This window comes from Delftia sp. GW456-R20 (genome assembly GCF_001622915.1).
Taxonomy (GTDB): Bacteria; Pseudomonadota; Gammaproteobacteria; order Burkholderiales; family Burkholderiaceae_C; genus Comamonas; species Comamonas acidovorans.
In genome coordinates this window covers 924,294-946,780 of record NZ_LWCN01000005.1, presented here as the reverse complement: position 1 = coordinate 946,780, position 22,487 = coordinate 924,294, and the positions used below count along the sequence as shown (strand labels likewise).

The window sequence follows — 22,487 nt, the reverse complement described above, 5'->3', positions numbered from 1 at the left end:
TGTTCTGTCCTCTGGGCGGTCGATGAAAGTGCTTTTCACACCCCTTGACAGGCGAGAGTGAAAAACCGGACAGCCCTGGCAGAAAAAAATCCAAATCAGCGCCGCGTCACCGTCACCCAGTACCGGCTGCGCTCGTGCACGCGCACCGGCAGGGTCTGGGCCAGCAGGGCCAGGATGCGGTCGGTGTCTTGCAGCTGGTACGTGCCGGAGACGCGCAGGTCGGCGACATCGTCATCGCACCGCACAAGGCCTTCGCGGTAGCGCGACAGCTCGGCCAGGAAGTCCTGCAGCCGCAGGTTCTCGGCATAGAGCACGCCCAGCGTCCAGGCCGAGTCCCGCGCCGCCACCGGGCGGGTGGCGCTGGCGCCATGGCCGTCGAAATGCAGTTGCTCGCCCGCATGCACCACCACGGCCTTGGCCGATGCTGCCGGCGTGACGCGCACCGCGCCTTCCAGCACGGCCAGCGCCGTGCCGTGCTCCAGCTTGCGCACGATGAAGCGCGTGCCCAGGGCCTGCATCTGGCCGTCGTCTGTCTGCACCATGAAAGGCTGGGAGGCGTAGGGCGGGGCATGCGCGGTCTCGACCAGGATTTCCCCTGCATGCTGGCGGATGCGCCGCGCCGTGCCATCCATGCGCACGCTGATGGCCGAGGCCGTGTTCAGCTGCACGCGGCTGCCATCGGCCAGCGTGACCGCGCGGCGCTCGCCCTTGGCCGTGCGGTAGTCGGCCGTCCAGTCCTGCCAGGGCAGGTGGCGCCAGGCCAGCCAGCCCAGCGCGGGCGTGGCCAGGGCCAGCACGGCCGAGCGCAGCAGCTGGCGCCTTGCGGCCGAGGGACGCGCGCGGTTGAGCGTGGCCATGCCGACGGCGCCGGGAACGGTGTTGAAGCGGCCCTTGAGTTGCTCGGCGCATTGCCAGATCTGTTCATGCCGGCTGCTCTGGCTGCGCCAGCGTGCCAGCTCGGCCTGCTCGGCCGCGCTGAAGTCCGAGGCGTGCCTGCGGGCCAGCCAGCGGGCAGCCTCGTCCAGGATGCGTGCGTCTGCGGCCTGCATGCTCAGCGCTCCAGCATCACCAGCAGGCATTGCCGAAAGCCCTGGGCCATGTAGCGCGTCACGGTGCGCACGCTCAGTTGCATGTGGGCGGCAATGTCCTCGTAGGACAGGCCTTCGAGCTGGGACATGAGAAAGGCCGTGCGCACCTTGGCGGGCAGGGCGTCCAGCAGCGCATCGAGCTCCTGCAGCGTCTCCAGCAGGATGGCCCGCGCCTCCACGGACAGCACGGTGGCCTGGGGCAGAAGGTGCAGGGATGCCAGGTAGGCCTGCTCCAGCGAGCGGCGCTCCAGGTGGTTGACCAGCAGCCGCCGGGCCACCGTCGTCAGGTAGGCGCGGGGCTCCTGGATGTCCTCGATGGCCTGTGTCCTGGCGCTGACCCAGATGCGCGTGAACGTGTCCTGGGCCAGGTCGGCCGCATCGCAGCGGTTGCCCAGCCTGCGCTGCAGCCACGCGACCAGCCAAGGGTTGTGCTGCGCGTACATGCTGCCCAGAGCCTGGCTGGCGCCACTGTCGGTGGATGGATGCACGTGCCGGGCCTTTCCTCTTGTGCGTCAAAGAACTCCCGGCATTTTATCCAGTTGATATGAATTCTCATTTGCATTGAGGCCACAGCGGCCCGGGCCGGCCCTTCAACCGGCTGCGGCCAGCCCGTCGAAGGTCGTGCTCGTGACCCAGTCGATGATCTGCGCGTGCGTGTACTGGCCCGATTCCTTGAGCAGGGCCACCACCGGATCGCAGGCCCGCGCGAACAGCGTGTAGAGCACCAGCTCGGCCGGCAGCGCGGGCTGCAGCTGGCCGCTGGTCTGGGCCTCGGTGATCCAGATGCTCAGGCGGTTGCTCAGGGCGATCAGCCGGTCCATGTAGGCATCGTTGGATTGCAGGGAGGCGCTGAGGTTGGAGTTCTGCGCCGGCAGGGAGGGCATTTCGCCTTCCAGCTGGGTCTGCATGGCCCAGCACGTCACGGCCTTGAGCTGGTCCAGCGGGCGCACCGGCGTGCCGGCCTCGGCGGCCTGGGCCGCCGTGTCGCGCAGGCCGTCCACAAAGGCCAGGGCGCGGTCCAGCACGCCCACCATGGCGGCGCCCGCCAGTTCTTCCTTGGAGGTGAACAGCTTGTACAGGCTGGCCTTGGCCATGCCGGCCTCGGCCGCGACCTCGTCCACCGTCATGGCGTCGTAGCCCTTGGTGGCCAGCAGCCGGTTGACGGCCGCCACGATGGCCTGCTCGCGCACGCGCTGTATCTGTTCTTTGATGGAGGAGCGGCTAGTCATAGCGATATTTTAGACCTCGCAGGTCATATCTGATACCAAATAGTGCAAAGCGGGTATGTTTGGTTTATAGTTTGAACTCATCAGTTCACGATTTGGTCTTTGTGGTCTAGTCGGTCTGTTCAACCAAGAAGGGCGCCTCCATGCATCGCATTGCTGTCATCGGTTCGGGGATTGCGGGGCTGGCCGCAGCGAGCCGCCTGGCCGCTGCGCCGGGCGGGCCTGCCGTGACCTTGCTGGAGGCGGGCGGCCATTTCGGGGGGCACGCCAACACGGTGGACCTGACGCTGGGCGGCGTGAGCCAGGGCGTGGACACCGGCTTTCTGGTCTTCAACCACCGCACCTATCCGCTGCTGACGCGTTTGTTCGAGCAACTGCAGGTGCCCACGGCTGCCGCCGAGATGTCGTTTTCCGTGCAGGTGCCTGAGGCCGATGGCCGCGCGGGCCTGGAATGGAGCGGCAGTTCGCTGGGCGGCGTGTTCGCGCAGCGGGGCAATCTGCTGCGCCCGCGCTTTCTGAAGATGCTGGCCGAGATCCTGCGCTTCAACCGCCTGGCCACGCGCATCGCCCAGGAAGGCGATGAAGCGCGGCTGCGCAGCGCCATCGGCGATTTTCTGGACGACCACGGCTTTGGCGCCGCCTTCCGTCAGGACTACCTGCTGCCCATGATGGGCTGCATCTGGTCCTGCCCCACCGACCAGATGCTGCGCTTTCCCGTGGCCACGCTGATCCGCTTTTGCCACAACCACGGCCTGATCCAGGTCACGGACCGGCCGCAGTGGCACACGGTGCGCGGCGGCTCGCGCCAGTACGTGCGGCGCATGGTGGCCGCGCTGCTGAAGGACGGCCGCCACGAGGCGCGCCTGAATGCGCCCGTGCTGGGCCTGCGCCGCGCCGCGCACGGCGCACTGCTGCAGACGGCGAACGGCACGGAGCCGTTCGACGCCGTGGTGCTGGCCTGCCACAGCGACCAGGCCCTGCGCCTGCTCGGCAGCGATGCCACGCCACAGGAGCGCAGCGTGCTGGGCGCCATCCGCTACCAGCCCAACCAGGCCGTTCTGCACACCGATGCCAGCGTGCTGCCGCGCAGGCAGGCGGCCTGGGCCGCCTGGAACTACGAACGCGCGGCCGACCCGGGGCGGGACCAGGCCGGCGTCTGCCTGCACTACCTGCTCAACCGCCTGCAGCCCCTGCCGTGGCAGCAGCCCGTGATGGTCTCGCTGAACCCGGTGCGCCCGATCGATGAAGGCCAGGTCCATGCGCGCATCGAATACAGCCACCCGGTGTTCGACCTGGCGGCCATCGAGGCCCAGGGCCGCGTGGCCGGCGTGCAGGGCCAGCGCCGGACCTGGTTCTGCGGCGCATGGTGCGGCTACGGCTTTCACGAAGACGGCCTGCGCTCGGGCCTGGACGCGGCCGATGGACTGCTGCGCGCCCTGCCGGCCTTGCCCGTTCTGCCCGCCAGCGCGGCCTTCGAGGGGGTCGCATGACGGCCCGCCCCCTCATCGGCTTCGGCCATGTCTGGCACCGCCGCCTGCGGCCTGTCGAGCATGCCTTCCGCTATCCCGGCTACTTTCTGATGCTGCCGCTGCGCAGCCTGCGCACGCAGCCGGACACCGCGCTGCGGCGCAACCGGCTGGGCTGGCTGAGCTTTCATGACAGCGACCATGGCGAGGGCGGCTGCGACGCACTGGCCTGGTTCGAGCAGTTGCTGCACAGCGAAGGCATAGCCGACGCCGATGGCGAGGTCTGGCTGCACACCTTCCCGCGCGTGCTGGGCTACGTGTTCAAGCCCGTGAGCTTTTGGTATGCGCACCGCGCCGACGGCTCGCTGGCCGCCGTGCTGGCCGAGGTCAACAACACCTTTGGCGAGCGCCATGCCTATCTGCTGGCGGGGCCGGACCTGGACTGGGGCCGCGAGCAGGTGGCGCGCAAGCAATTCCATGTCTCGCCGTTTTGCGAGGTGCGCGGCGAGTACCGCTTCCGCTTCGAGCGCGGCGAAGACCGCACCCTGGCGCGCGTGGACCTGCACGACGAGGACGGTCCGCTGCTGCAGACCAGCGTGGGCGGCGTGCTGCACCCGCTCGACGGCGCCACCGTGCGCCGCGCCTTCTTCGGCACGCCCCTGATGACGCTGGGCGTGGTCGCCCGCATCCACTGGCATGCGCTGCGCCTTTGGGCCAAGCGCGTGCCTTTCCATGGCAAACCCTCCGAGCCCAAGCGCTTCGTCACACGATGAACACTACCGCCGCCCCCCTGCTGAGCCCCTCCGCGGCAGCGCCGCGCCGCACGCCCGCACGGGCGCGCCGGGTGCTGAACCTGCTCGAACGCCTGCCCCACGGGCAGCTGGACCTGGAGCAGCCCGATGGCCGCCTGCTGCACCTGCCCCGCCCGCCGTCGGGAGCTGCCGATGCGCATTGCGTGCTGCACGACTGGCAGGCGCTGGAGCGCACGCTCAAATCGGGCGACATCGGGCTGGCCGAAGGCTATATCGCCGGCGAGTGGGACAGCCCCGACCTGGCCGCCCTGCTGAGGCTGTGCATGGCCAACCGCGACCATGTGCAAAGCCTGGTCTATGGCAGCTGGTGGGGCCGGCTGGGCTACCGCCTGCGCCATCTGCTGCAACGCAATACGCGTGCCGGCAGTGCCAGGAACATCCATGCCCATTACGACCTGGGCAATGATTTCTACCGCCTGTGGCTGGACCCGGGCATGAGCTACAGCGCGGCCTGGTTCCAGGGCCGCACGGGCCAAGCGCTGCGCAACGCGGACCTCCAGCAAGCCCAGCAGGCCAAGCTCAGGCGCACGCTGGACGAGGTGCGGCTGCAGCCCGGCCAGCGCCTGCTGGAAATCGGCTGCGGCTGGGGCGGGCTGGCCGAGGCGGCGGCGCAGGAGTTCGGCGCCCGGGTCACGGGCGTGACCCTGTCGCGCGAACAACTGGTCTGGGGGCAGCAGCGCATGCAGCAGGCGGGCCTGGCCGATGCGGTGGAGCTGCGCTACCAGGACTACCGCGACCTGCCCGCGCGCCATGCGGGCGAGCCCTTCGACGCCATCGTCTCCATCGAGATGTTCGAGGCCGTGGGCCGCGAGTACTGGCGCGGCTACTTCCAGACGCTGCGCGACTGCCTCAAGCCCGGGGGCCTGGCCTGCATACAGACCATCACGCTGCGCGAGGACCTGTTCGCGCGCTATCTGCGCTCCACCGACTTCATCCAGCAGTACATCTTCCCGGGCGGCCTGCTGCCCAGCATCCCCGCCTTCGAGCAGGAGGCGCGGCGCGCCGGCTTGGTGGTGGAGCGCCGCATGGCCTTTGGCCGCGACTATGCGGAAACGCTGCGGCGCTGGCGCCAGTCCTTCGAGGAGCGCCTGGAGGCCGTGCTTGCCCAGGGCTTTGACGAACGCTTCGTGCGCATCTGGACCTTCTACCTGGCCTACTGCGAGGCGGCCTTCGACACCGGCAACACCGATGTCGTCCAGTTCACGCTGCGCAAGCCCCTGCCATGACAGCCCCGCAACCCCACGCGCGCCGTGCGCCGCGCGCCCCCAGTGCACCCCGCGCCCCCCGCCGCAAGGCCCTGGCCTGGGGCGCCGCCTGCGTCCTTGCCCCTTCATTGATCACCATGTCCAACGCCCTGCACGCCATCACCCCGACCGCCGAACTTCCGGCCGAACTGCGCAGCGCCCTGCCGTCCGCGCGCCTGATGGGCACGGCCGTGCTGCGCTTTTTCGGCCTGCGCGTCTATGAGGCGCGGCTGTGGGCCGCGCCCGGACTGCTGCCCGAGGACTACGCCCGCCACCCGTTTGCGCTGGAGCTGGTCTACGACCGCAAGCTCGAAGGCGCGGCCATTGCCGAGCGCTCCATCGCTGAAATGCGCAGGGTCGGCAGCTTCACCGAAGAGCAGGCCCGCCAATGGCTGGACCTGATGAAGCAGGCCTTTCCCGATGTGGTGGCCAAGGACCGGCTGCTGGGCCTGAACGACGGCCAGGGCGATGTGCGCTTTTTCCACAACGGCCGGCAGACGGCGCAGCTGCGCGATGCCGACTATGCGCGCCTGTTCTTCGGCATCTGGCTGGCGCCGCAGACCTCGGCGCCTGCCATGCGCACCTCGCTGCTGGGCCAGGGCTGAACGCCAGCGGACCATGCCATGACCTCCGTCCCGGCCCCCGCTCCCGCTCCCGCCCCCGTGCTGCCCTGGCGCACAGGGCTGGCCTATGGCGGGCTGGCCGCGCCGCTGGCCTTTGTGTCCCTGCCCCTGTATGTGAACCTGCCCTACCACTACGCCAGCGTGGCCGGCGCGCCGCTGGCCGGGCTGGGCGCCGTGCTGCTGGCCACGCGGGCGCTCGATGCCGTGGTCGATCCGGCCATTGGCCGCCAGGCCGACAGGCTGCTGCGCGGCGGTGTGCGGCCGGCCTGGCGGGCGGCTGCGCTGGGCAGCCTGCTGATGGTGCTGGGTTTCGGGGCGCTGTGGCATCCGCCGCGCGGCTCCGAGGCCGCCATGCTGGGCTGGCTGGCCGGCAGCCTGCTGGTGTGCACGCTGGCCTACAGCTTCGTCACCATCCTCCACCAGGCCTGGGGCACCCGCTGGGGCGGCCAGCCCGCCTGGCGTGCCCGTGTGACGGCCTGGCGCGAGGGCGCCACGCTGGCGGGCGTGCTGCTGGCCAGCGTGCTGCCGGCCGTGATGGGCCTTGACGCCACCAGCGCCGTGCTGGCGCTGGGCCTGGCGCTGGGGCTGATGGGGCTGTACCGGCTCCGGGCGCCCGTGGCTCCTGTGCCCCATGTGTCCTTTGCGCCCCGCATGCCGCAAGCGGAGTCCCCGGCCTCGGCCACCCTGGCCTCTTCCACTTCTCCGTGGGCGGATGCCGGGTTTCGCCGGCTGCTGGCCATCTTCATGCTCAATGGCGTGGCCGCGGCCGTTCCCGCCACCTTGCTGCCCTTCTTTGTGGCCGACAGGCTGCAGGCGTCTGCACTGCAGCCCCTGCTGCTGCTGTGCTTCTTTGGCGCGGCGGCCCTGGGCCTGCCGCTGTGGGTGAAGGCCGTCTCGCGCTGGGGCCTGGCGCCCAGCTGGCGGGCGGGCATGCTGGCCAGCGTGCTGGCCTTCGGCTTCACGCCCTGGCTGGGCGCGGGCGATGCCATGGCCTTTGCCGTGATCTGCCTGGCCAGCGGGCTGGCCCTGGGCGCGGACCTGGCCTTGCCGGGCGCACTGCTCACCGGCGTGATCCACGAGTCCGGCCAGGGCGGCCGGGGCGAGGGCCGCTACCTGGGCTGGTGGACCTGCGCCACCAAGCTCAACCTGGCCCTGGCCGCAGGCCTGGCCCTGCCCCTGCTGTCCGCCGCGGGCTACCGCAGCGGCGGCACCGACCCGGCTGGGCTGCAGGCGTTGGCCTGGGCCTATGGCGGGCTGCCGTGCCTGCTCAAGCTGGCGGCGGCGCTGCTGCTTTGGCGCGCCGAGCGATTGCATTCTTCCTGGAGTCACACATGAGCCACATCACCCACTGCGCTTCGTTTTCGCCGCTGCGGCGCGTCTGCCTGGGGGCGGCCTTGGCACTGTCCCTGGCGGGCTGTGCCGGGCCTTCGGTCCAGGACTACGCCAAGGAGCAGCCGCAGCTGGACCTGCGCCAGTATTTCAACGGGCCGCTGACGGCGCACGGCATGTTCACGGACCGATCGGGCAAGGTGGTCAAGCGATTCACCGTGCGCATGACGGGCCGCTGGAATGGCGACGAGGGCTCCCTGGAAGAGCACTTCGTCTACAGCGACGGCAGCACGCAGGAGCGGGTCTGGCATATCCGCCACCTGGGCGAGGGCCGCTACAGCGGCCGGGCCGACGACGTGGTGGGCGAGGCCCAGGGCCAGAGCGCGGGCAATGCCATCCGCTGGAGCTATGTGCTGGCCCTGCCCGTGAATGGGCGGGTCTGGAACGTTCACATGGATGACTGGATGTACCTCATGGACGGGCGCACCCTGCTCAACCGCACGGCCATGAGCAAGCTCGGCGTGCACCTGGGCGATGTGACGCTGTCCTTTGTCAAGGAGTGATGGCCATGCCGCTGTTCTCGCGCGGGCTGAACCCGCTGCTGGCTGACTGGAAGGGACGCTCGGCATGGGTGGTGGGCGCCTCCTCGGGCATAGGGCGTGCCACGGCCGAGGCGCTGCACCGGCAGGGCGCCCGGGTGATCGTCTCCGCCCGGCACGGCGGCGCGCTGCAGGACTTCGTGCGCGGCCGCGAGGGCTGCCTGGCCCTGCCGCTGGACGTGACCGATGCCGCCGCCGTGGATGCGGCCGCCCAGGCCGTGCTGGCCCACGCGGGCGGGGCGCCCGACCTGATCCTCTACTGCGCAGGCCACTACCGGCCCCTGCGCGCCACCGAGTTCGACCTGGCCGAGATGCAGCACCACCTGGCCGTGAACTATGGCGGCGTGCTGCACCTGCTCGATGCCGCGCTGCCCATGCTGCTCAAGGCTGGCCGGGGCCATCTGGCCCTGGTCGGCTCGGTGGCCGGCTACCGGGGGCTGCCCATGTCCCTGGCCTACGGCCCCACCAAGGCGGCGCTCAACAACCTTGCGGAAAACCTTTATCTGGACCTGCATGGCCTGGGCCTGGGCGTGTCCATCATCAATCCCGGCTTTGTCGATACGCCGCTGACGGCGCAAAACAGCTTCAGCATGCCGGCCCTGATCGGCGCCGACGAGGCGGCCCGGCATATGCTGCAGGGCTGGGCGCAGGGGCGTTTCGAGATGAATTTCCCGCGCCGCTTCACGCGCTGGGTGCGCCTGCTGCGCTGCCTGCCAGACGCCTGGTATTTCTCTGCGGTCCGCCGCTTCACCGGAGCATGAAACCCATGAGCAGCGGCATATCCGATCCGCGACTGGCCCGCTTGGCCCAGGCCTACGAGGCCCTGCGCCGCGACAACCTGCCGGCGCTGCTGTCCCTGTATGCCGAGCAGGCCCTGTTCAAGGACCCGTTCAACGAGGTGCGCGGCCACGCTGCCATTCAGCGCGTGTTTGCCCACATGTTCGAGCAGCTCGACCGGCCCCGCTTCGCCGTCAGCCACGGCGCGGTGCAGGGGGACAGCGGTTTTCTGCTGTGGGAGCTGGGCTTTGTGCGGGCATCCGGCCAGCCCATGCACATCTGCGGCACCAGCTACCTGGAGTTCGATGCGCAGGGGCTGGTGGCAGTGCACCGCGATTTCTGGGACCCGGTGGAGGAAATCTTCGCCAAGGTCCCCGTGCTGGGCGCCGTGGCCAGGGCACTGCAGCACAAGCTCAGGGCGCCGCAGTAAGCAGCCGGGCCAACTGCGCCAGGGCGCCGTCCAGCGCGTCGAAACGCGGCGCACCCAGGCAGATGCGCAGCCCGCTGGCCTGCTCCTGCGGGTCCACCATGAGCGAGCCCGGATCGGTCAGCTTCAAGCCCAGCGCCGCTGCGGCCGATACCAGGCGGCCGGCGGCTTCGCGCTCCATGGGCAGCCAGGCGTTGTAGGCCTCGGGGTGCAGCACCAGGCCGGAGCCACTCAGGTGCGGGGCGAGGTGTGATGCGGCCAGCCGGCAGCGCCGCTGTGCCTCATGGCGCAGGTCGGCCTGCAGGGAAGCGACCACGCCGTGCGACAGCCATTCATCGATCACGGCGCAGGAGAGGGCCGAAGGCGCCATGGACATCTCCTGCACAAGCTCCACAGCCGCGCCGCACAGCGAAGCGGGCAGCACCAGCATGCCCACCTGCAGCCCCGGGCCCAGGGACTTGGACAGCCCGTTCACATGCAGCGTGATCTCGGGCGCCAGCGTGGCCAGATGGGCCAAGGGTGCGTGATCGGGCAAGCAGGCGGCATACACGCCGTCCTCGATGATCCAGGCGCCTGCGCTGCGGCAGATGTCCACGATCGCCTGCCTGCGCTCCGCGCCCATGGTGGCCGTGGTCGGGTTGTGCAGCGTGGGGGTGAGGTAGACCACCTTGCCTTCGGCGGCGGGAATGCCCTCCAGCGCATCGGCCAGCGCCTGCGGCAGCAGGCCCTGCGCGTCGATGGCCAAGCCCTGCAGGGCATACCCCTTGCGCCGGGCCAGGGCAATGGCGCCGGGGTAGGTGATGCGCTCGGTCAGCAGCCGGCCCCGGGGCTGGCAGACCAGATCGAAGGCCAGCGACAGCGCCTGGCGCGCGCTGCTGGTCAGCACCATGTGGTCGGGTTCCACGTTCAGGCCCAGCGTCTGCAGCCAGCGCACGAGCACGCGCCGATGCTCCAGGTGGCCCTGGGGCGGGGCATAGAAGTTGAAATGATCGGTATCGATGCTGCGCGCAATCCCGGTCAGCGTACGAGCCAGGACGCGCGCACTGATGGCGGCCGGCGGCGCGTTGGAAGACAGGTCGATGTCCTCGCCAGCCTGCGCCTGCTGTGACGCCACGAAGGTGCCACGGCCCTTGACGCTGCGTGTCAGCCCCCGGCGCTCCAGCAGCGCATAGGCCCTGGTCACCGAGCCCAGGCCGATCTGCAGCCTGTCGGCTAGGTCCCTGTGGGCGGGGAGGCGGTCTCCGCTGGCCAGCCGGCCTTCGACGATGTCGTCGGCCAGGGCACGCGCCAGCCGCTCGGCGGCACTGGCTTCAATGCGCGCAAGACGGGGCGTCCAGGGGGAGGGCAGGAGCATGGTCGGGGCAAGGAAAAAATGAGTGTGCCGTGACACTATTTCATTTTTCGATAGTGTAACGTTCACTCCATGTTCAGCCACATACCGTCGGCGCCCGTGATCTCGAGAGGGCCGGCCGCTTCTATGACGCAGTGCTTTTCCCGCTGGGACTGCAGCGCCGCGCCGTCCAGCCCGATGGCGGGCCGGCCGCGCTGTGCTGGGTGGCGCCGCCGGCGGCCTTGCCGCGCTTTTATGTCTACAGCCCCTTCAACGGCGAGCCGGCCACGGCGGGCAATGGCGCCATGGTGGCCTTTGTGGCTCCGTCGCCCGACGCGGTGGATGCGGCCCATGCCGCCGGCCTGGCCCGGGGCGGCAGCGACGAAGGCCCGCCCGGCCCGCGCCCGCACTACGGCGATGGCTACTACGGCGCCTACCTGCGCGATCCCGACGGCAACAAGGTCCATGTGGTGCATCGCGCCGATTTGCGGCCGTAGCGCAGATCGGGCCCGCCGCCCGTTTCCCTTTCTTTTCCTTTCCATGCAACAAGGACCGTCTTCATGAGCATTGCCGTTCATATGGTCGACGTTTTCGCCAGCGGCCCGCTGTCCGGCAATCCGCTGGCCGTGATCACCGGTGGGCAGGCGCTGACCACCGCACAGATGCAGCAGCTGACACGCTGGTTCAACCTCTCCGAAACCGCGTTCCTGCTGCCGCCCACGCAGGCGCAGGCCGACTACCGCGTGAGGATTTTCACGCTGGACCGGGAGATGCCTTTTGCCGGCCATCCCACGCTGGGCAGCTGCCATGCCTGGCTGTCCCAGCGCGGTGCGCCCAGGAACGCAGGCCACATCGTCCAGGAGTGCGGGGCGGGACTGGTGCAGATACGGCAGGAGCATGGGCGGCTGGCATTCGCCGCGCCGCCCATGCTGCGCTTTGGCGCGCCCACCGCCGATGAGCTGGATGCCGCGCTGCGCATGCTGGGCATCACTGCCGAAGAGGTGCAGGCCGCCTCGTGGATAGACAACGGCCCCGGCTGGCTGGGCATCCGCTTGGCCTCGGCCGAGCAGGTGCTGGCGCTGAACCCGGCCCGGCAGTGGCCCACGCGCATGGACGTGGGCGTGGTGGGGCCCTATGCCAGGGGTGTCGGCGGTGCCAGCCCTGCCGCCTGCGAGGTGCGCGCCTTCTTCTCCGATCACCAGGGCGCCATCGTCGAAGACCCCGTCACCGGCAGCCTCAACGCCTCGCTGGCGCAGTGGCTGTTTGCGACGGGGGTGATGGACAGCGACTACATTGCCGCCCAGGGCCGCTGTCTGGGCCGTGACGGCCGCATCTTCCTGACCCGTGACGGCACGGGCCAGGTCTGGGTGGGCGGCACTGCGCGCACCCATGTCGAAGGCGCACTGAGCGGCCTTTGATCCACACCGAAAGAACCCACGAATGACAGCGATCCAAGAGAGCCCGCGCGCTCCCGTCTCATCGGCCAGGGCCAACCTGAAAATGCTGGTGCGCTACAAGGCCTGGGCCAACGGCCTGACCTTCAAGAGCGTGATGGAGCTGCCCGAAGGCGAGGCCCTGAAGCAGCGGCCCACGAGCTTCGGCAACATGGTGCGCACGCTGAACCACGTCCTTGTGGTGGAGGACATCTTCAGGCACCACCTGCAGGGCCGCAAACATGGCTACACCATGCGCAACACCCACGACACGCCCACGCTGCAGGCGCTGTGGGAATCGGTGCAGGCAATGGACCGCTGGTATGTGGAGTTCGTCGATGCGTGCCCGGATGAAGACCTGGCGAAGGTCGTGCACTTCGAGTTCGTGGGCGGCGGGCAGGGCGCCATGACGCGCGAGCAGATCGTGCTGCACGTGGTGAACCACGGCAGCTACCACCGTGGCTTTGTCAGCGACATGATGTACCAGGTGCCCTTCGTGCCGCCGGCCAACGACCTGCCGGTGTTCCTCAGGGACTGCTACCGCGTGGACGAGCCGGCCTGCGGTTGAGGCAGGGCCAGGGCCTGCTGCGCCAGGGCGCCCTGGAGCACGGGCAGCTCAGGCGGCGCGTCGCCGGGCAGAGCCCATCCCTGGCGCAGCGCACCGGCAAAACCGTCGGCCACGCGCGAGTAGGCGCGGCCGCTGGTCATCACGCGCGGCCGCGCGGACCAGGCGATGCGGGCGCCGCCGGCCGCCAGGCGGTCCACCAGGTCCTGGTCCTCGCCGCAGGTGCGTGCGTCGAACCCGCCGGCCTGGCGGTAGTGCCAGGCTGAGATGCCCAGGTTGGCGCCGTGCACGTGGCGGTGGCCGTCGCGGTCCGTGTAGGTGGTCTCGAAGTGCCGCCGCGCCGTGTCCGCCTGGACGCCGTGGGCCGACCAGTCGGCCACTTGCACCGTGCCGCAGACCACGTCGGACTGAAGCGCCAGCTGGTCTGCCAGCCAACTCTGGGAGACCGTGGTATCGGCATCCGTGAAGGCCAGCCAGCGGGCGCCCAGCAGCAGCAGGTACTCCGACCCCAGGGCCCGCGCCTTGCCCACGTTGCGCGCGGCAATCGGCAAGGGGATGGCGGGCCAGCGGCGCACGGCCGATTCGGTGGCGTCCTGGCAGCTGTCCAGCACCACGACGACGGCCACGGTCTCGCCTTGCAGGTCGGCATGGGCGGCCGCGCAAAACACGCTGTCCAGGCAGCGGCCTATGAGGTCTTCCTCGTCATGGGCTGGGATGCACACGCCGATCATCTGTCCGTCCTTTCAGGGGTTTTCTGCCAGATGTCCAGCTGGAAATCCGGCTCGCTGTGGCTCAGCAGCAAGTGCAGCTGCGCATGGGCCGACACGCTGTCATGCAGGGTGCGAGTGGTCTGCAGGTGATCGTGCGCCCCATGCCGCCAGTGGCACATGAGCCAGTGACCGCCGCCCTGCAGCGAGGCCAGGCACTGGCGGTTGAAATGCGCCAGTGCCGCGTCGTCGAAGTAGTAGGCAAGCTCCGAGACCACGATGAGATCGAAGCCTTGCTGCGGCACCTGGGGCACCTGGGGCACCTGTGGCCATTGCCAGGGCAGGGGCAGGGCCTGCAGGTCCAGGCGGGCGCGGTCCTGCGGTGCAATCCGCTGGCGGCACAGATCCACGGCCCTGTCCGAGAAATCGACGGCGCACAGCCGGTCGCAGCGCTGCAGCAGGCGCTGCGTGGCCTCGCCATTGCCGCAGCCGGGCTCGAAGCCGTAGGCATAGCGCTCGCGCGGCAGGGCGGCCAGCAGCAGGTCGCGCTTGCGCCGCTCGTACCAGCGCGATGCGACCTGCCAGGGGTCGGGGTCGGCCTGGTACATCTGCTCGAAGTGCTGCCTGGCGCCGTTCATAGAAACACCACTTCAAACGGGCGCAGCAGGCGCTGCGTGGCCCAGGACGGCAGGACGGCGTCGCGGCCCGTGGACGGGTCTGGCAGCAGCTGGCTGCGAAAGCACGACAGGGCCTTGCGCTTGAGCGCCAGCTCCTGCGGTGCCAGCGCAATGGCGGCGGCGCGGTGCCAGGGCACGCGCGCGTCGCCGGGCTCGGCCCAGTGCCAGGCCCAGATCGGCAGCTCGAAGAGCCGGCAGCCCGTGTGCCGGGCCGCCGCGGCGCAGGCCTGTCCCGTGGCCTCGTGGTCCGGGTGACCGTCTTCGCGCCAGGTGCACAGCAGCGCATCCGAGGGCTGCAGCAACTGCTCCAGCCGCTGCAGCAACTGCGCGGCATGCTCGGCGATATGGCCGTCGGGCAGGCCCAGCCGCAGCACCTGCGCCTGCGGCGCAAGCAGGGCCAGGGCCTGGGTGCTCTCCTGCACGCGCTCGCGCACCAGACGCTGCGGCGGCCATAGCGTCGAGTCGGGGTGGCTGGCTCCTCCATCGGTCACGGAGACGATGAGGCAGGGCATGCCCCGCTCGGCACAGCGGTGCAGCAGGCCGGCGCAGCCCAGGATCTCGTCATCCGGGTGCGGCGCGACGATGACGGCGCGGCGCCGGCCGTCCAGCAGGTCGTCCATGGATACCTGCGCTGGCCGGCGTTGCGCAAACCAGGCCTGCCAGCGCGATTCGGGCGTGCCCCGGCCCTCGATGAGGCGCGGCTTCACAGCATCCATGCCGCGCCTCCCGGTGCCTGCGAGGCCTGTGCCTTCTCGGCCAGCAGGCGGCCGAGCGCGGCCTGGTCACGTTCGGCATGGCTTTGGCGGATGAAGACGGGCAGGTCGGCCATCAGCTGCGCCAGGACCCTGTTCTTGCACAGCGGGCCGGGACCGATGGCGCGCGGCACGCGCCGCAGCACCTCTTCGGCGGCGGCTTCCACGGCCAGGCGGGCGCGGCTCACGGCCAGCAGGCAGGGGTCCGATGGCGTGGCATCGATGCAGGCCGCAGCGTCGCGCAGCAGGCCGGCCGCGCTGGCCAGGGCCACGTCCAGCGCGCCGAGGTGGGCCTGGCGGTGCGGGTCCTCGCCTTGACTGACGGCCTGCTGCAGATGGCTGGCGATGCGCGCTGCCGCGCCATGCCAGCAGGCCGCAACGCCTGCGCCGCCATGGTGAAAGCCGGGGCGGCTCAGGTACTGGCCCGGGGCTCCGACCAGCACGCCGGTGGCGCCGTCGAAGTGCACATCGGCGCTGGCGCTGGCGGCCATGCCCACGGCCTGCCAGTGGCTGTCGTCCCTGCGTATGCCGGGCTGGTCCATGGTGACGGCGATCAGGCAGCGCTGGCCGTCTGCGAGCCAGCCGCTGACCAAGGCGCGGTCCACGGCGCGGGCGCCGGAGCACCAGGGCTTGTGACCGGACAGGCGAACCGCCGAGCCTGCCTGCAGCGTCGTGCGTTGCGTGGCGTCGGGAGATGCCGCCGTGGCCTGCACGCGCTCGCCCGGCGGCTCGGCGCACCAGACGGCCCAGCGCAGTCCTTCGGTGGCCAGGTCGGCCTGCAGTTCGGACAGGATGGCCAGGGCATCGGTATGACCTTCATAGAGCTTGGCCAGGCCCAGGCTGTGGGCGGCCACTTCGGCCAGTGCTCGCCAGCGCTGCAGCGTGTGGCCATGGCCCGGCAGCGGCAGGCGGTCGGCGCCCTGCGCTACCAGCAGGGCCAATTGGTCCGCCGGCGACAGGTCCGCATGGCCGCGCAAGGCCTGGGCCAGCGTGTCGCTGCATGTCCACGCATTGGCGTGCTCGTCGTTGTGCTGGGCCATCACCGCTCACCTTCCTTTTTCGTGCCTTGCGCAGCCTGGAAAATGGGGGGAGACGCCAGGCGATGCCATGGTGCCGGGAGGATGAACGCGGCGCCGCAGGAGCAGGAAGGCATTACCTGTCGGAGATCACCGACCGGCAGGCGTCCCGTTCCACACCGTCGGCAGGGCAGGCGGCCAGTTCCAGGCGCAGCGGTGCCTGCTCCTGCCTGATCGAGGGAACGGGGATGCCGAAGCCTTCCCGTTCCCTGTGCTCCAGCGGCCTGGCCTCTTTCAAGGCAGACAGAAAGGCCCTGCGCCACCAGTGCACGTCCTGCTCGGCAATGCGCTGCAGCAGCCGCTGGTGCCGCTGGCGCCTTTCCTGCAGCGGCATCTGCAGGGCCTGTTGCACCACGGCTGCCGTGCCGTGCACGTCGTAGGGATTGACCAGCAGCGCCTCCTGCAGCTGCTCGGCCGCGCCCGCAAACCGCGACAGCACCAGCACGCCCGGGTCGGCCGGGTCCTGGGCCGCCACGTACTCCTTGGCCACCAGGTTCATGCCGTCGCGCAGCGGGGTGACCAGGCCCACGGCCGCTGCACGGCACAGGCCCGGAATGCCATCGCGCGGCAGGGTCTGGTGGATGTAGCGCACGGGCATCCAGTCCAGCTCGCCGTAGTCGCCGTTGATGGCGCCGCACAGCGATTCGAGTTCACGCCGTATGTCGGCATACGCGTCCAGGCCCTCGCGCGTGGGCGATCCGATCTGGATCAGCGTGGCGCTGCGGCGCTGCTCGGGATGGCGGGCCAGCAGCTCCCGGAAGGCGCGCAGGCGCTGCGGCAGGCCCTTGGAGTAGTCCAGCCGGTCTATGCCCAGCAGCAGGCGGCGCTGGGCGTATTCGTGCTTCATGCGCTCGTACATGTCCCGCGAGGCGCCGCCCTGTGCAAGCGCCATGAAACCTTCTACATCGATGCCTATGGGGAAGGCGCGGCACACCAGGCGCTGGCCATGGGCGCGGAATGCGCCGTCGCCCAGGGCCTGGCCGCCCGCCTCCTCGCAGACATAGCGCTCGAAATGCTGCACGTCCTGGCGGGTCTGCAGGCCCACGAGGTCATAGGCGAACAGGCAGCGCATCAGCCATGCATGCTCGGGAATGGCCGCCAGCAGGGTCGGTGGCGGCAGCGGGATGTGCAGGAAAAAGCCGATGCGCTGGCGGCAACCCAGGGCGCGCAGCTCGGCCGCCAGCGGGATCAGGTGGTAGTCATGCACCCAGAGGATGTCGTCCTCCGCCAGCAGGGGCAGCAGCCGGCGCGCAAGCAGCTGGTTCACGCGGCGGTAGCCGGCCGCAAGGCCCGTGTCGAAATTCGCCAGGTCCAGCCGGCCATGGAAGACGGGCCACAGCACGCCGTTGCTGTAGCCCGCGTAGTAGCTGTCGTGGTCCGCGCGGTCCAGGTCCACCGTGGCCAGCGTGACCTTGCCGGCCTGGGTGCGGTGCACATGGCCGGCAGGCGCGGCCTGGGCACCGTCGTCGGTGACGGTTCCGCTCCAGCCGAACCACAGGCCGCCCGTCTGCCGCAGCGCATCGCCCATGGCCACGGCAAGGCCCCCGGCTGCGGTCCTGCCCGGATCGGCCACGCGGTTGGAGATCACCACCAGCCGGCTCATGGCAGGGCCTCCGCGCAGGTCTGTGCCGCCAGGTGCATGCATGCGGACTGCAGCCAGGCGTGCACGGCCTGCGGGCTGTCCAGCCGGTGGCGGGCCCCGCTTGCGCCTTCGCCCACCTTGATCGCCATGCCGCCCAGCGCCTGCACCACGGCAAAGCCGCTTTCGTCCGTGACATCGTCACCGGCAAACACGGGGGTGCGGCCGGCGAACGGCTCTTCGCGCAGAAAGGCCGCAATGGCGCGGCCCTTGTCCACGCCCGCAGGCCTGACCTCCAGCACGCATTTGCCGTGCAGCAGCTCCAGACCGGGCAGGTGCCGCAGTGCGCGGCTCAACGTATCCAGGCACAGCGCCGCCAATTCTGGCGCGCGCCGGTAGTGCAGTGCGACCGAGGAGAGCTTGCGCTCCACCAGCAGGCGGGGATGATCGGTCGCCAAGGCATTGCACAACTGCGCCACGGTCTCTGGCAGAGCCGATGGCTGAGCGTGCAGGCGGCCGCCGGCATCCCGCCGCTGCAGGCCGTGCTCGCCGGCGGCGGGCAGGCACAGCGGCGCCAGGTAGCGGTCCAGCACCTCGATCTGACGGCCTGTGACGATGGCCAGCGCGCCATCGAGCCGGCCCTGCAGGCCGGCCAGCAGCGGGAGCAGGGCGGGATCCTGCCTGATGGCGTCCGGTGTCTCGGCCAGGGGCACGAGCGTGCCATCGAAGTCGAGGAACAGCGCGGATCTGCAGGTGGGGAGCGGAGGTGTTTCCATGGAGAGACCAAGGTATCGAGTGCCGGGTCCATCGGCCGTCAGCCGAGCGCTTGTGCGGGGATCGGCCATGCGCCGCAGTCTCTCGATGAAAGCGGCCCGGTCAGCCCATGAGCGCCGGCACCAGGCGCAAAATGGCCTCGCCCAGAATGCCCTGCAGGGCTGCGGCCTGCCAGAGCAGGCCCACGTTGTCCAGCGTGGCGCGCGCCCGGGGCTGCAGATGGCCGGACCATGATCGGGCCAGCAAAAAGCCGCCCAGCACCATCATCAGCACGCAGTGAAAGCCCTGGTAGGCCACGATGACGCCCACGGCCGCGCTCCAGCCGTCCGCACGCGGTGAAAGCCCCGCATCCAGATGGCCTGCCAGCGACAGGCCAAAGGCCCCTACCGCGCACACCAGGGCCCCCAAGGCGCAGGCACGCAGCAGGCGCTGCCTGTGCGGTCCGTCTCCCAAAGGTGAGCGCGTGCAGTGCCGCAGCAGCAGGGCACTGGCGGCCAGCAGCAGCACGTTGGCCATGGCCCGGGAGGGCGCGGGCAGGACCGCGCCCGGCGGAGGGCAGACCTCCAGCGCCATCGACAGGTGGATGTAGGCATAGGCGAAGGAGGCGAAGACCGTGAAGTCCACGGTGCACAGGATGAGCACGGCCCACCAGGAATGCGATCGCCTGCCGGCCGGCTGCACGGGCAGGAAGACGCCCGTGGCCACCTCGGCCCGGGGGGCCGGCGCAGTGCGGTCCAGCTGCCAGATCCAGGCCAGCATGGCGGCGATGGCGCCCAGGCCGCAGGCAAAGGCCAGCGCCACCCATTCCACGGTCAGCAGCAAAAAGAAGGCGGCCGTGCCCGCTGCGGCCAGCAGCGGCGGCCAGCCGTCGGTGGGCAGGCGCAGCAGTTGCACGGGCCGGGCGCTGCGCGCATCGGTGAGCAGGGTTTCCCGGCCGCCGAAGACGGTGCCGGGCAGCCAGTAGCGGCCTTGCTCCACTTCCTGCGCCAGCGATGGCCTGTCCCACAGCGGCTCGGTGCCGCGCACTTCGGGAATGCTGCGCACGCCGTACTCGCGCGGCGGCAGCCATTCCAGCGTGCCTGCGCGCCAGGGATTGCCATGGTCGCGGTCCGGCCGGCGCACGGCCCGGGCCACGTCGATGAACAGCAGCAGCACGCCCAGCGCAAAGATGAAGGCGCCCACGGTGGACAGCAGGTTCAGCCCGTTCCAGCCCAGCGCGTCCGCGTAGGTGTAGACACGGCGCGGCATGCCCAGCAGGCCTGTCAGGTGCATGGGGAAAAAGGCGATGTTGAAGCCGCCGAACAGCAGGGCGAATATCCAGCGTCCCAGCCGCTCGGACAGCGCCGCGCCGTTGAACACGGGCAGCCAGTAGTACAGGGCCGCGAACACGGGGAACACCATGCCGCCGATCAGCACGTAGTGCAGGTGGGCGACGATGAAGTAGCTGTCATGCGCCTGCCAGTCGAACGGAATCACGGCCACCATCACGCCCGTCAGCCCGCCCAGCACGAAGATGAAGTGAAAGCCCAGCAGGAACAGCGTGGGCGTGTCCATGCGCACGCGGCCCTGCCAGAAGGTGGCAATCCAGGCGAAGACCTGAAGCCCGCTCGGAATGGCCACCACGAAGCTGGCGATGGAAGTCAGCAGCAGCGCCGTCAGTCCCAGGCCGGCCGCGAACATGTGGTGTATCCACAGCAGCAGGCTGACCACGCCCACGCCGGCCAGCGCCCAGACCACGGCGCGCTGGCCCACCAGGGGCGTGCCTGCCATGGCGGGCACCATCATGGACACCATGCCGGCCGCAGGCAGGAAGATGATGTAGACCTCCGGGTGGCCGAAGAACCAGAAGAGATGCTGCCAGAGCACCGGGTCGCCGCCGGACTGCGGATTGAAGAAGGGCCAGTCGAAGGCGCGCTCCAGCTCCAGCAGCGTGGTGGCCGCGATCACGGCCGGGAAGGCGAACACGATCATCAGCGCGCTGACCAGGGTGGCCCAGGCGAACACCGGCATCCGGCCCAGCGTCATGCCCGGTGCGCGTGTGAAGAGAATGCCGACGATCAGCTCGATGGCGCCCGCAATCGCCGAGATTTCGATGAAGCCGATGCCCAGCAGCCAGAAGTCCGCGCCGATGCCGGGCGAGTACTGCTTGTTCGTGAGCGGCGGGTACATGAACCAGCCGCCATCGGGCGACACGCCCCAGAAGATGGTGCAGAAGAACGCCAGGCCGCCGATCGCATAGGCCCAGAAGGCATAGGCGGACAGCCGGGGAAAGGGCAGGTCCCGGGCGCCCAGCATGCCCGGCAGCAGAAAGACTGCAATCGCCTCCACCACGGGCACGGCGAACAGGAACATCATCACCGTGCCGTGCATGGTGAACATCTGGTTGTAGGTGGCGGCGTCCAGCAGGTCGTTGTCGGGCACGGCCAGCTGCACGCGCATCACCAGCGCCAGGATGCCGCCCAGCACGAAGAACAGCAGTGCCGTCACGATGTAGAAGGCGCCGATCTGCGTGTTGTTCACGGCGCTGAAAATGCGCCAGCCGCGCGGGCGTGCCCAGGCACGCTCCAGGGCTTCGCGCTCGCCGGCGGGGCGGGGCAGGGCGCTGGGAAAGCCGTGCGGCGGGGCAGCATCTATTTCAGGGTGCTCAGCCATGCGGCGATGTCTTCCAGTTCGTGGTCGGGCACACGCCCGGCGCCCGAGGGCATGCGCGCCCCGGCCTTGAGCTGCTGCGTATGGGTGATCCAGGAGCGAAGGTTCTGTGGTGTGTTGGGCAGGCTGGCGGCGGCCAGCGACAGGCGGCCGCCCACATGGGTCAGGTCCGGCCCCAGGCCGCGCGAGGCCTCGTCGGCCACGCCGCGCACGCTGTGGCAGAAGCTGCAGCGGTGCTTCTCGAAGGCCTGCAGCCCCGGGTGGTTCACGGCAACGGAGGCGGGCCGCGCCTGCGCGGCGGACCAGCGCTCGAACGCCTGCGGCGCCACCACCAGTACGTCGAGCGCCATGCGCGCATGCTGCTCGCCGCAATACTCGGCGCATTGCCCGCGCCAGCGGCCCTCGGCTGTGGGCTGTACCAGCAGGTGCTGCAGACGGCCCGGCACCATGTCCATTTTTCCGCCCAGTGCCGGCACCCAGAAGCTGTGGATCACATCGCCGCTGGCCAGCGCGAAGTACACGGGCCGGCCCACGGGCAGCCGGACCTCGTTGGCCGTCACGAACTCGGCGCCCGTGCGCGGATCGCTGTAGCGTATGTCCCACCACCACAGGTGTGCCGTCACGGTCACCACCAATGCGTCGGCCGGGGGCATGGGGCGCCAGTCGGGGCGGCGGCTTTCTCCGTAGAAGAACAGGGCTGTCAGCACGGCAACGGGCAGGGCGATGCCGCCACCCACCAGCCACAGGCGCACGCGCACCGGACGCGCGCGGCCCAGCGACAGGGCCAGCAGCAGCATCACGCCCAGCAGCAGCGCCGCCGCGCCCACGGACAGCACGGCACTGAGTTCTCCGAACGAGGCCGCCTGCACGCTGCCCGCATGCAGCGATGACTGGGGGGTGGCGGCCGCCGTGCCGCTCATTGGAGGCTGCCCAGGTAGGCCGCCATGTCGCGCGCCTGCGTGGCCGATACGCCCAGCGACGGCATGGTGGTGGAGGGCACCAGTGCCTGCGGGTGCACGATCCAGGCGCTCAGGAGGTCCGGAAGGTTGGGCAGCCGCCCGGCGATATAGCTGCGCCGCCCGAAGCCGTCCAGCGGCGTGGCGTCCCGTCCCCGGGCATCGGCCACCCCCGGAATGCTGTGGCAGCTGCCGCAGCGGTACTGGGCCAGCAGGAGCCTGCCGCGCTCGACCGACGCGCTTTCCTCGCCAGCTGCCGCACCGCCGCACGCAAGCCAGAAAGCGGCGCACAGGCTTGCGGCGACTCGCTGGCGCCGGTGCAGGAAGGAGGGGAGCGCCTCGGGCATGGGGAAATTATTCCGCGTCCCCAATCAGGATCTGCTGACATTCGCGCAGCA

Annotated in this window: 23 protein-coding genes and 1 pseudogene; 11 read left to right on the top strand and 13 right to left on the bottom strand. The window is 70.1% G+C overall.

All coding sequences use genetic code 11. The features are described 5' to 3' along the window. Positions 1-95 precede the first annotated feature (95 nt). From A4F85_RS28180 to A4F85_RS28170, 3 genes are all read right to left on the bottom strand, one after another. Positions 96-1,049 carry a FecR domain-containing protein gene (locus tag A4F85_RS28180; protein ID WP_063328502.1) on the bottom strand — a complete coding sequence of 318 codons (954 nt, stop codon included), beginning with the start codon at positions 1,047-1,049 and terminating at the stop codon, positions 96-98. Positions 1,050-1,051: 2 nt separating this feature from the next. Next, positions 1,052-1,531: a sigma-70 family RNA polymerase sigma factor gene (locus tag A4F85_RS28175; RefSeq protein ID WP_063328624.1), complete on the bottom strand. Its 480-nt coding sequence runs from the start codon at positions 1,529-1,531 to the stop codon at positions 1,052-1,054. Positions 1,532-1,678: 147 nt separating this feature from the next. Next, positions 1,679-2,317 carry a TetR/AcrR family transcriptional regulator gene (locus A4F85_RS28170; RefSeq protein ID WP_063328501.1) on the bottom strand — a complete coding sequence of 213 codons (639 nt, stop codon included), beginning with the start codon at positions 2,315-2,317 and terminating at the stop codon, positions 1,679-1,681. Between the two features lie 140 nt (positions 2,318-2,457). On the opposite strand from A4F85_RS28170, the gene A4F85_RS28165 reads away from it, so the two are divergent. The 8 genes from A4F85_RS28165 to A4F85_RS28130 are packed head-to-tail and all read left to right on the top strand — an operon-like array spanning position 2,458 to position 9,594. Beyond that, positions 2,458-3,804: an NAD(P)/FAD-dependent oxidoreductase gene (locus A4F85_RS28165; RefSeq protein ID WP_043825165.1), complete on the top strand. Its 1,347-nt coding sequence runs from the start codon at positions 2,458-2,460 to the stop codon at positions 3,802-3,804. After that, positions 3,801-4,553 (top strand): DUF1365 domain-containing protein, encoded by a 753-nt coding sequence (locus A4F85_RS28160; protein ID WP_063328500.1) that lies wholly within the window; start codon positions 3,801-3,803, stop codon positions 4,551-4,553. The genes A4F85_RS28165 and A4F85_RS28160 overlap by 4 nt, the downstream gene beginning before the upstream one ends. Continuing rightward, on the top strand, positions 4,550-5,818 hold the full coding sequence (locus A4F85_RS28155; RefSeq protein WP_063328499.1) for an SAM-dependent methyltransferase: 1,269 nt from the start codon (positions 4,550-4,552) through the stop codon (positions 5,816-5,818). Before A4F85_RS28160 ends, A4F85_RS28155 begins: the two co-directional genes overlap by 4 nt. Beyond that, complete coding sequence (locus tag A4F85_RS28150) at positions 5,815-6,441, top strand: hypothetical protein (protein ID WP_063328498.1); 627 nt, start codon at positions 5,815-5,817, stop codon at positions 6,439-6,441. Before A4F85_RS28155 ends, A4F85_RS28150 begins: the two co-directional genes overlap by 4 nt. A gap of 18 nt (positions 6,442-6,459) precedes the next feature. Then, the gene (locus A4F85_RS28145) at positions 6,460-7,794 is read left to right on the top strand and encodes an MFS transporter (protein WP_063328497.1); all 1,335 of its coding nucleotides are present in this window, start codon (positions 6,460-6,462) and stop codon (positions 7,792-7,794) included. Next, the gene (locus tag A4F85_RS28140) at positions 7,791-8,351 is read left to right on the top strand and encodes a DUF3833 domain-containing protein (protein ID WP_063328496.1); all 561 of its coding nucleotides are present in this window, start codon (positions 7,791-7,793) and stop codon (positions 8,349-8,351) included. The genes A4F85_RS28145 and A4F85_RS28140 overlap by 4 nt, the downstream gene beginning before the upstream one ends. A gap of 5 nt (positions 8,352-8,356) precedes the next feature. Further along, a complete protein-coding gene (locus A4F85_RS28135) occupies positions 8,357-9,148 on the top strand; it encodes an SDR family NAD(P)-dependent oxidoreductase (protein WP_012207677.1) in 792 nt (263 codons plus the stop codon). 5 nt (positions 9,149-9,153) lie between these two features. Continuing rightward, positions 9,154-9,594 (top strand): nuclear transport factor 2 family protein, encoded by a 441-nt coding sequence (locus A4F85_RS28130; protein WP_043782985.1) that lies wholly within the window; start codon positions 9,154-9,156, stop codon positions 9,592-9,594. Here the strand turns inward: A4F85_RS28130 and A4F85_RS28125 are convergent. After that, positions 9,578-10,945 carry an aminotransferase-like domain-containing protein gene (locus A4F85_RS28125; protein ID WP_063328495.1) on the bottom strand — a complete coding sequence of 456 codons (1,368 nt, stop codon included), beginning with the start codon at positions 10,943-10,945 and terminating at the stop codon, positions 9,578-9,580. The two genes, A4F85_RS28130 and A4F85_RS28125, sit on opposite strands and share 17 nt — an antisense overlap. A 69-nt stretch (positions 10,946-11,014) precedes the next feature. On the opposite strand from A4F85_RS28125, the pseudogene A4F85_RS28120 reads away from it, so the two are divergent. The 3 genes and pseudogenes from A4F85_RS28120 (at position 11,015) to A4F85_RS28110 (ending at position 12,922) form a co-directional block, all read left to right on the top strand. Further along, positions 11,015-11,418, top strand: a pseudogene (locus A4F85_RS28120) (VOC family protein). 63 nt (positions 11,419-11,481) lie between these two features. Continuing rightward, positions 11,482-12,339 carry a PhzF family phenazine biosynthesis protein gene (locus tag A4F85_RS28115; protein ID WP_063328493.1) on the top strand — a complete coding sequence of 286 codons (858 nt, stop codon included), beginning with the start codon at positions 11,482-11,484 and terminating at the stop codon, positions 12,337-12,339. Between the two features lie 22 nt (positions 12,340-12,361). After that, entirely contained in the window at positions 12,362-12,922 is a 561-nt protein-coding gene (locus A4F85_RS28110) for a DinB family protein (protein ID WP_063328492.1), read from the top strand. Here the strand turns inward: A4F85_RS28110 and A4F85_RS28105 are convergent. The 9 genes from A4F85_RS28105 to A4F85_RS28065 all read right to left on the bottom strand — a co-directional run bounded on the left by A4F85_RS28105 (position 12,892) and on the right by A4F85_RS28065 (position 22,436). Continuing rightward, entirely contained in the window at positions 12,892-13,650 is a 759-nt protein-coding gene (locus A4F85_RS28105; RefSeq protein WP_063328491.1) for a glycosyltransferase, read from the bottom strand. The genes A4F85_RS28110 and A4F85_RS28105 overlap by 31 nt on opposite strands. Continuing rightward, complete coding sequence (locus A4F85_RS28100; protein ID WP_063328490.1) at positions 13,647-14,264, bottom strand: class I SAM-dependent methyltransferase; 618 nt, start codon at positions 14,262-14,264, stop codon at positions 13,647-13,649. The genes A4F85_RS28105 and A4F85_RS28100 overlap by 4 nt, the downstream gene beginning before the upstream one ends. Beyond that, complete coding sequence (locus A4F85_RS28095) at positions 14,261-15,019, bottom strand: PIG-L deacetylase family protein (RefSeq protein ID WP_063328489.1); 759 nt, start codon at positions 15,017-15,019, stop codon at positions 14,261-14,263. Before A4F85_RS28095 ends, A4F85_RS28100 begins: the two co-directional genes overlap by 4 nt. Beyond that, entirely contained in the window at positions 15,007-16,095 is a 1,089-nt protein-coding gene (locus A4F85_RS28090; RefSeq protein WP_063328488.1) for an acyl-CoA dehydrogenase family protein, read from the bottom strand. Before A4F85_RS28090 ends, A4F85_RS28095 begins: the two co-directional genes overlap by 13 nt. 112 nt (positions 16,096-16,207) lie before the next feature. Further along, positions 16,208-17,734, bottom strand: a complete 1,527-nt coding sequence (locus A4F85_RS28085) for an alpha,alpha-trehalose-phosphate synthase (UDP-forming) (RefSeq protein ID WP_063328487.1) — start codon at positions 17,732-17,734, stop codon at positions 16,208-16,210. Next, a complete protein-coding gene (otsB, locus tag A4F85_RS28080) occupies positions 17,731-18,486 on the bottom strand; it encodes a trehalose-phosphatase (protein ID WP_197485535.1) in 756 nt (251 codons plus the stop codon). Before otsB ends, A4F85_RS28085 begins: the two co-directional genes overlap by 4 nt. Before the next feature lie 100 nt (positions 18,487-18,586). Next, positions 18,587-21,136, bottom strand: coding sequence for a cbb3-type cytochrome c oxidase subunit I (locus A4F85_RS28075; protein WP_063328623.1), 2,550 nt, complete (start codon positions 21,134-21,136; stop codon positions 18,587-18,589). After that, complete coding sequence (locus A4F85_RS28070; RefSeq protein ID WP_063328485.1) at positions 21,115-22,053, bottom strand: cytochrome c oxidase subunit II; 939 nt, start codon at positions 22,051-22,053, stop codon at positions 21,115-21,117. The genes A4F85_RS28075 and A4F85_RS28070 overlap by 22 nt, the downstream gene beginning before the upstream one ends. Further along, positions 22,050-22,436: a c-type cytochrome gene (locus tag A4F85_RS28065; RefSeq protein ID WP_063328484.1), complete on the bottom strand. Its 387-nt coding sequence runs from the start codon at positions 22,434-22,436 to the stop codon at positions 22,050-22,052. The genes A4F85_RS28070 and A4F85_RS28065 overlap by 4 nt, the downstream gene beginning before the upstream one ends. Between the last annotated feature and the right edge of the window lie 51 nt (positions 22,437-22,487).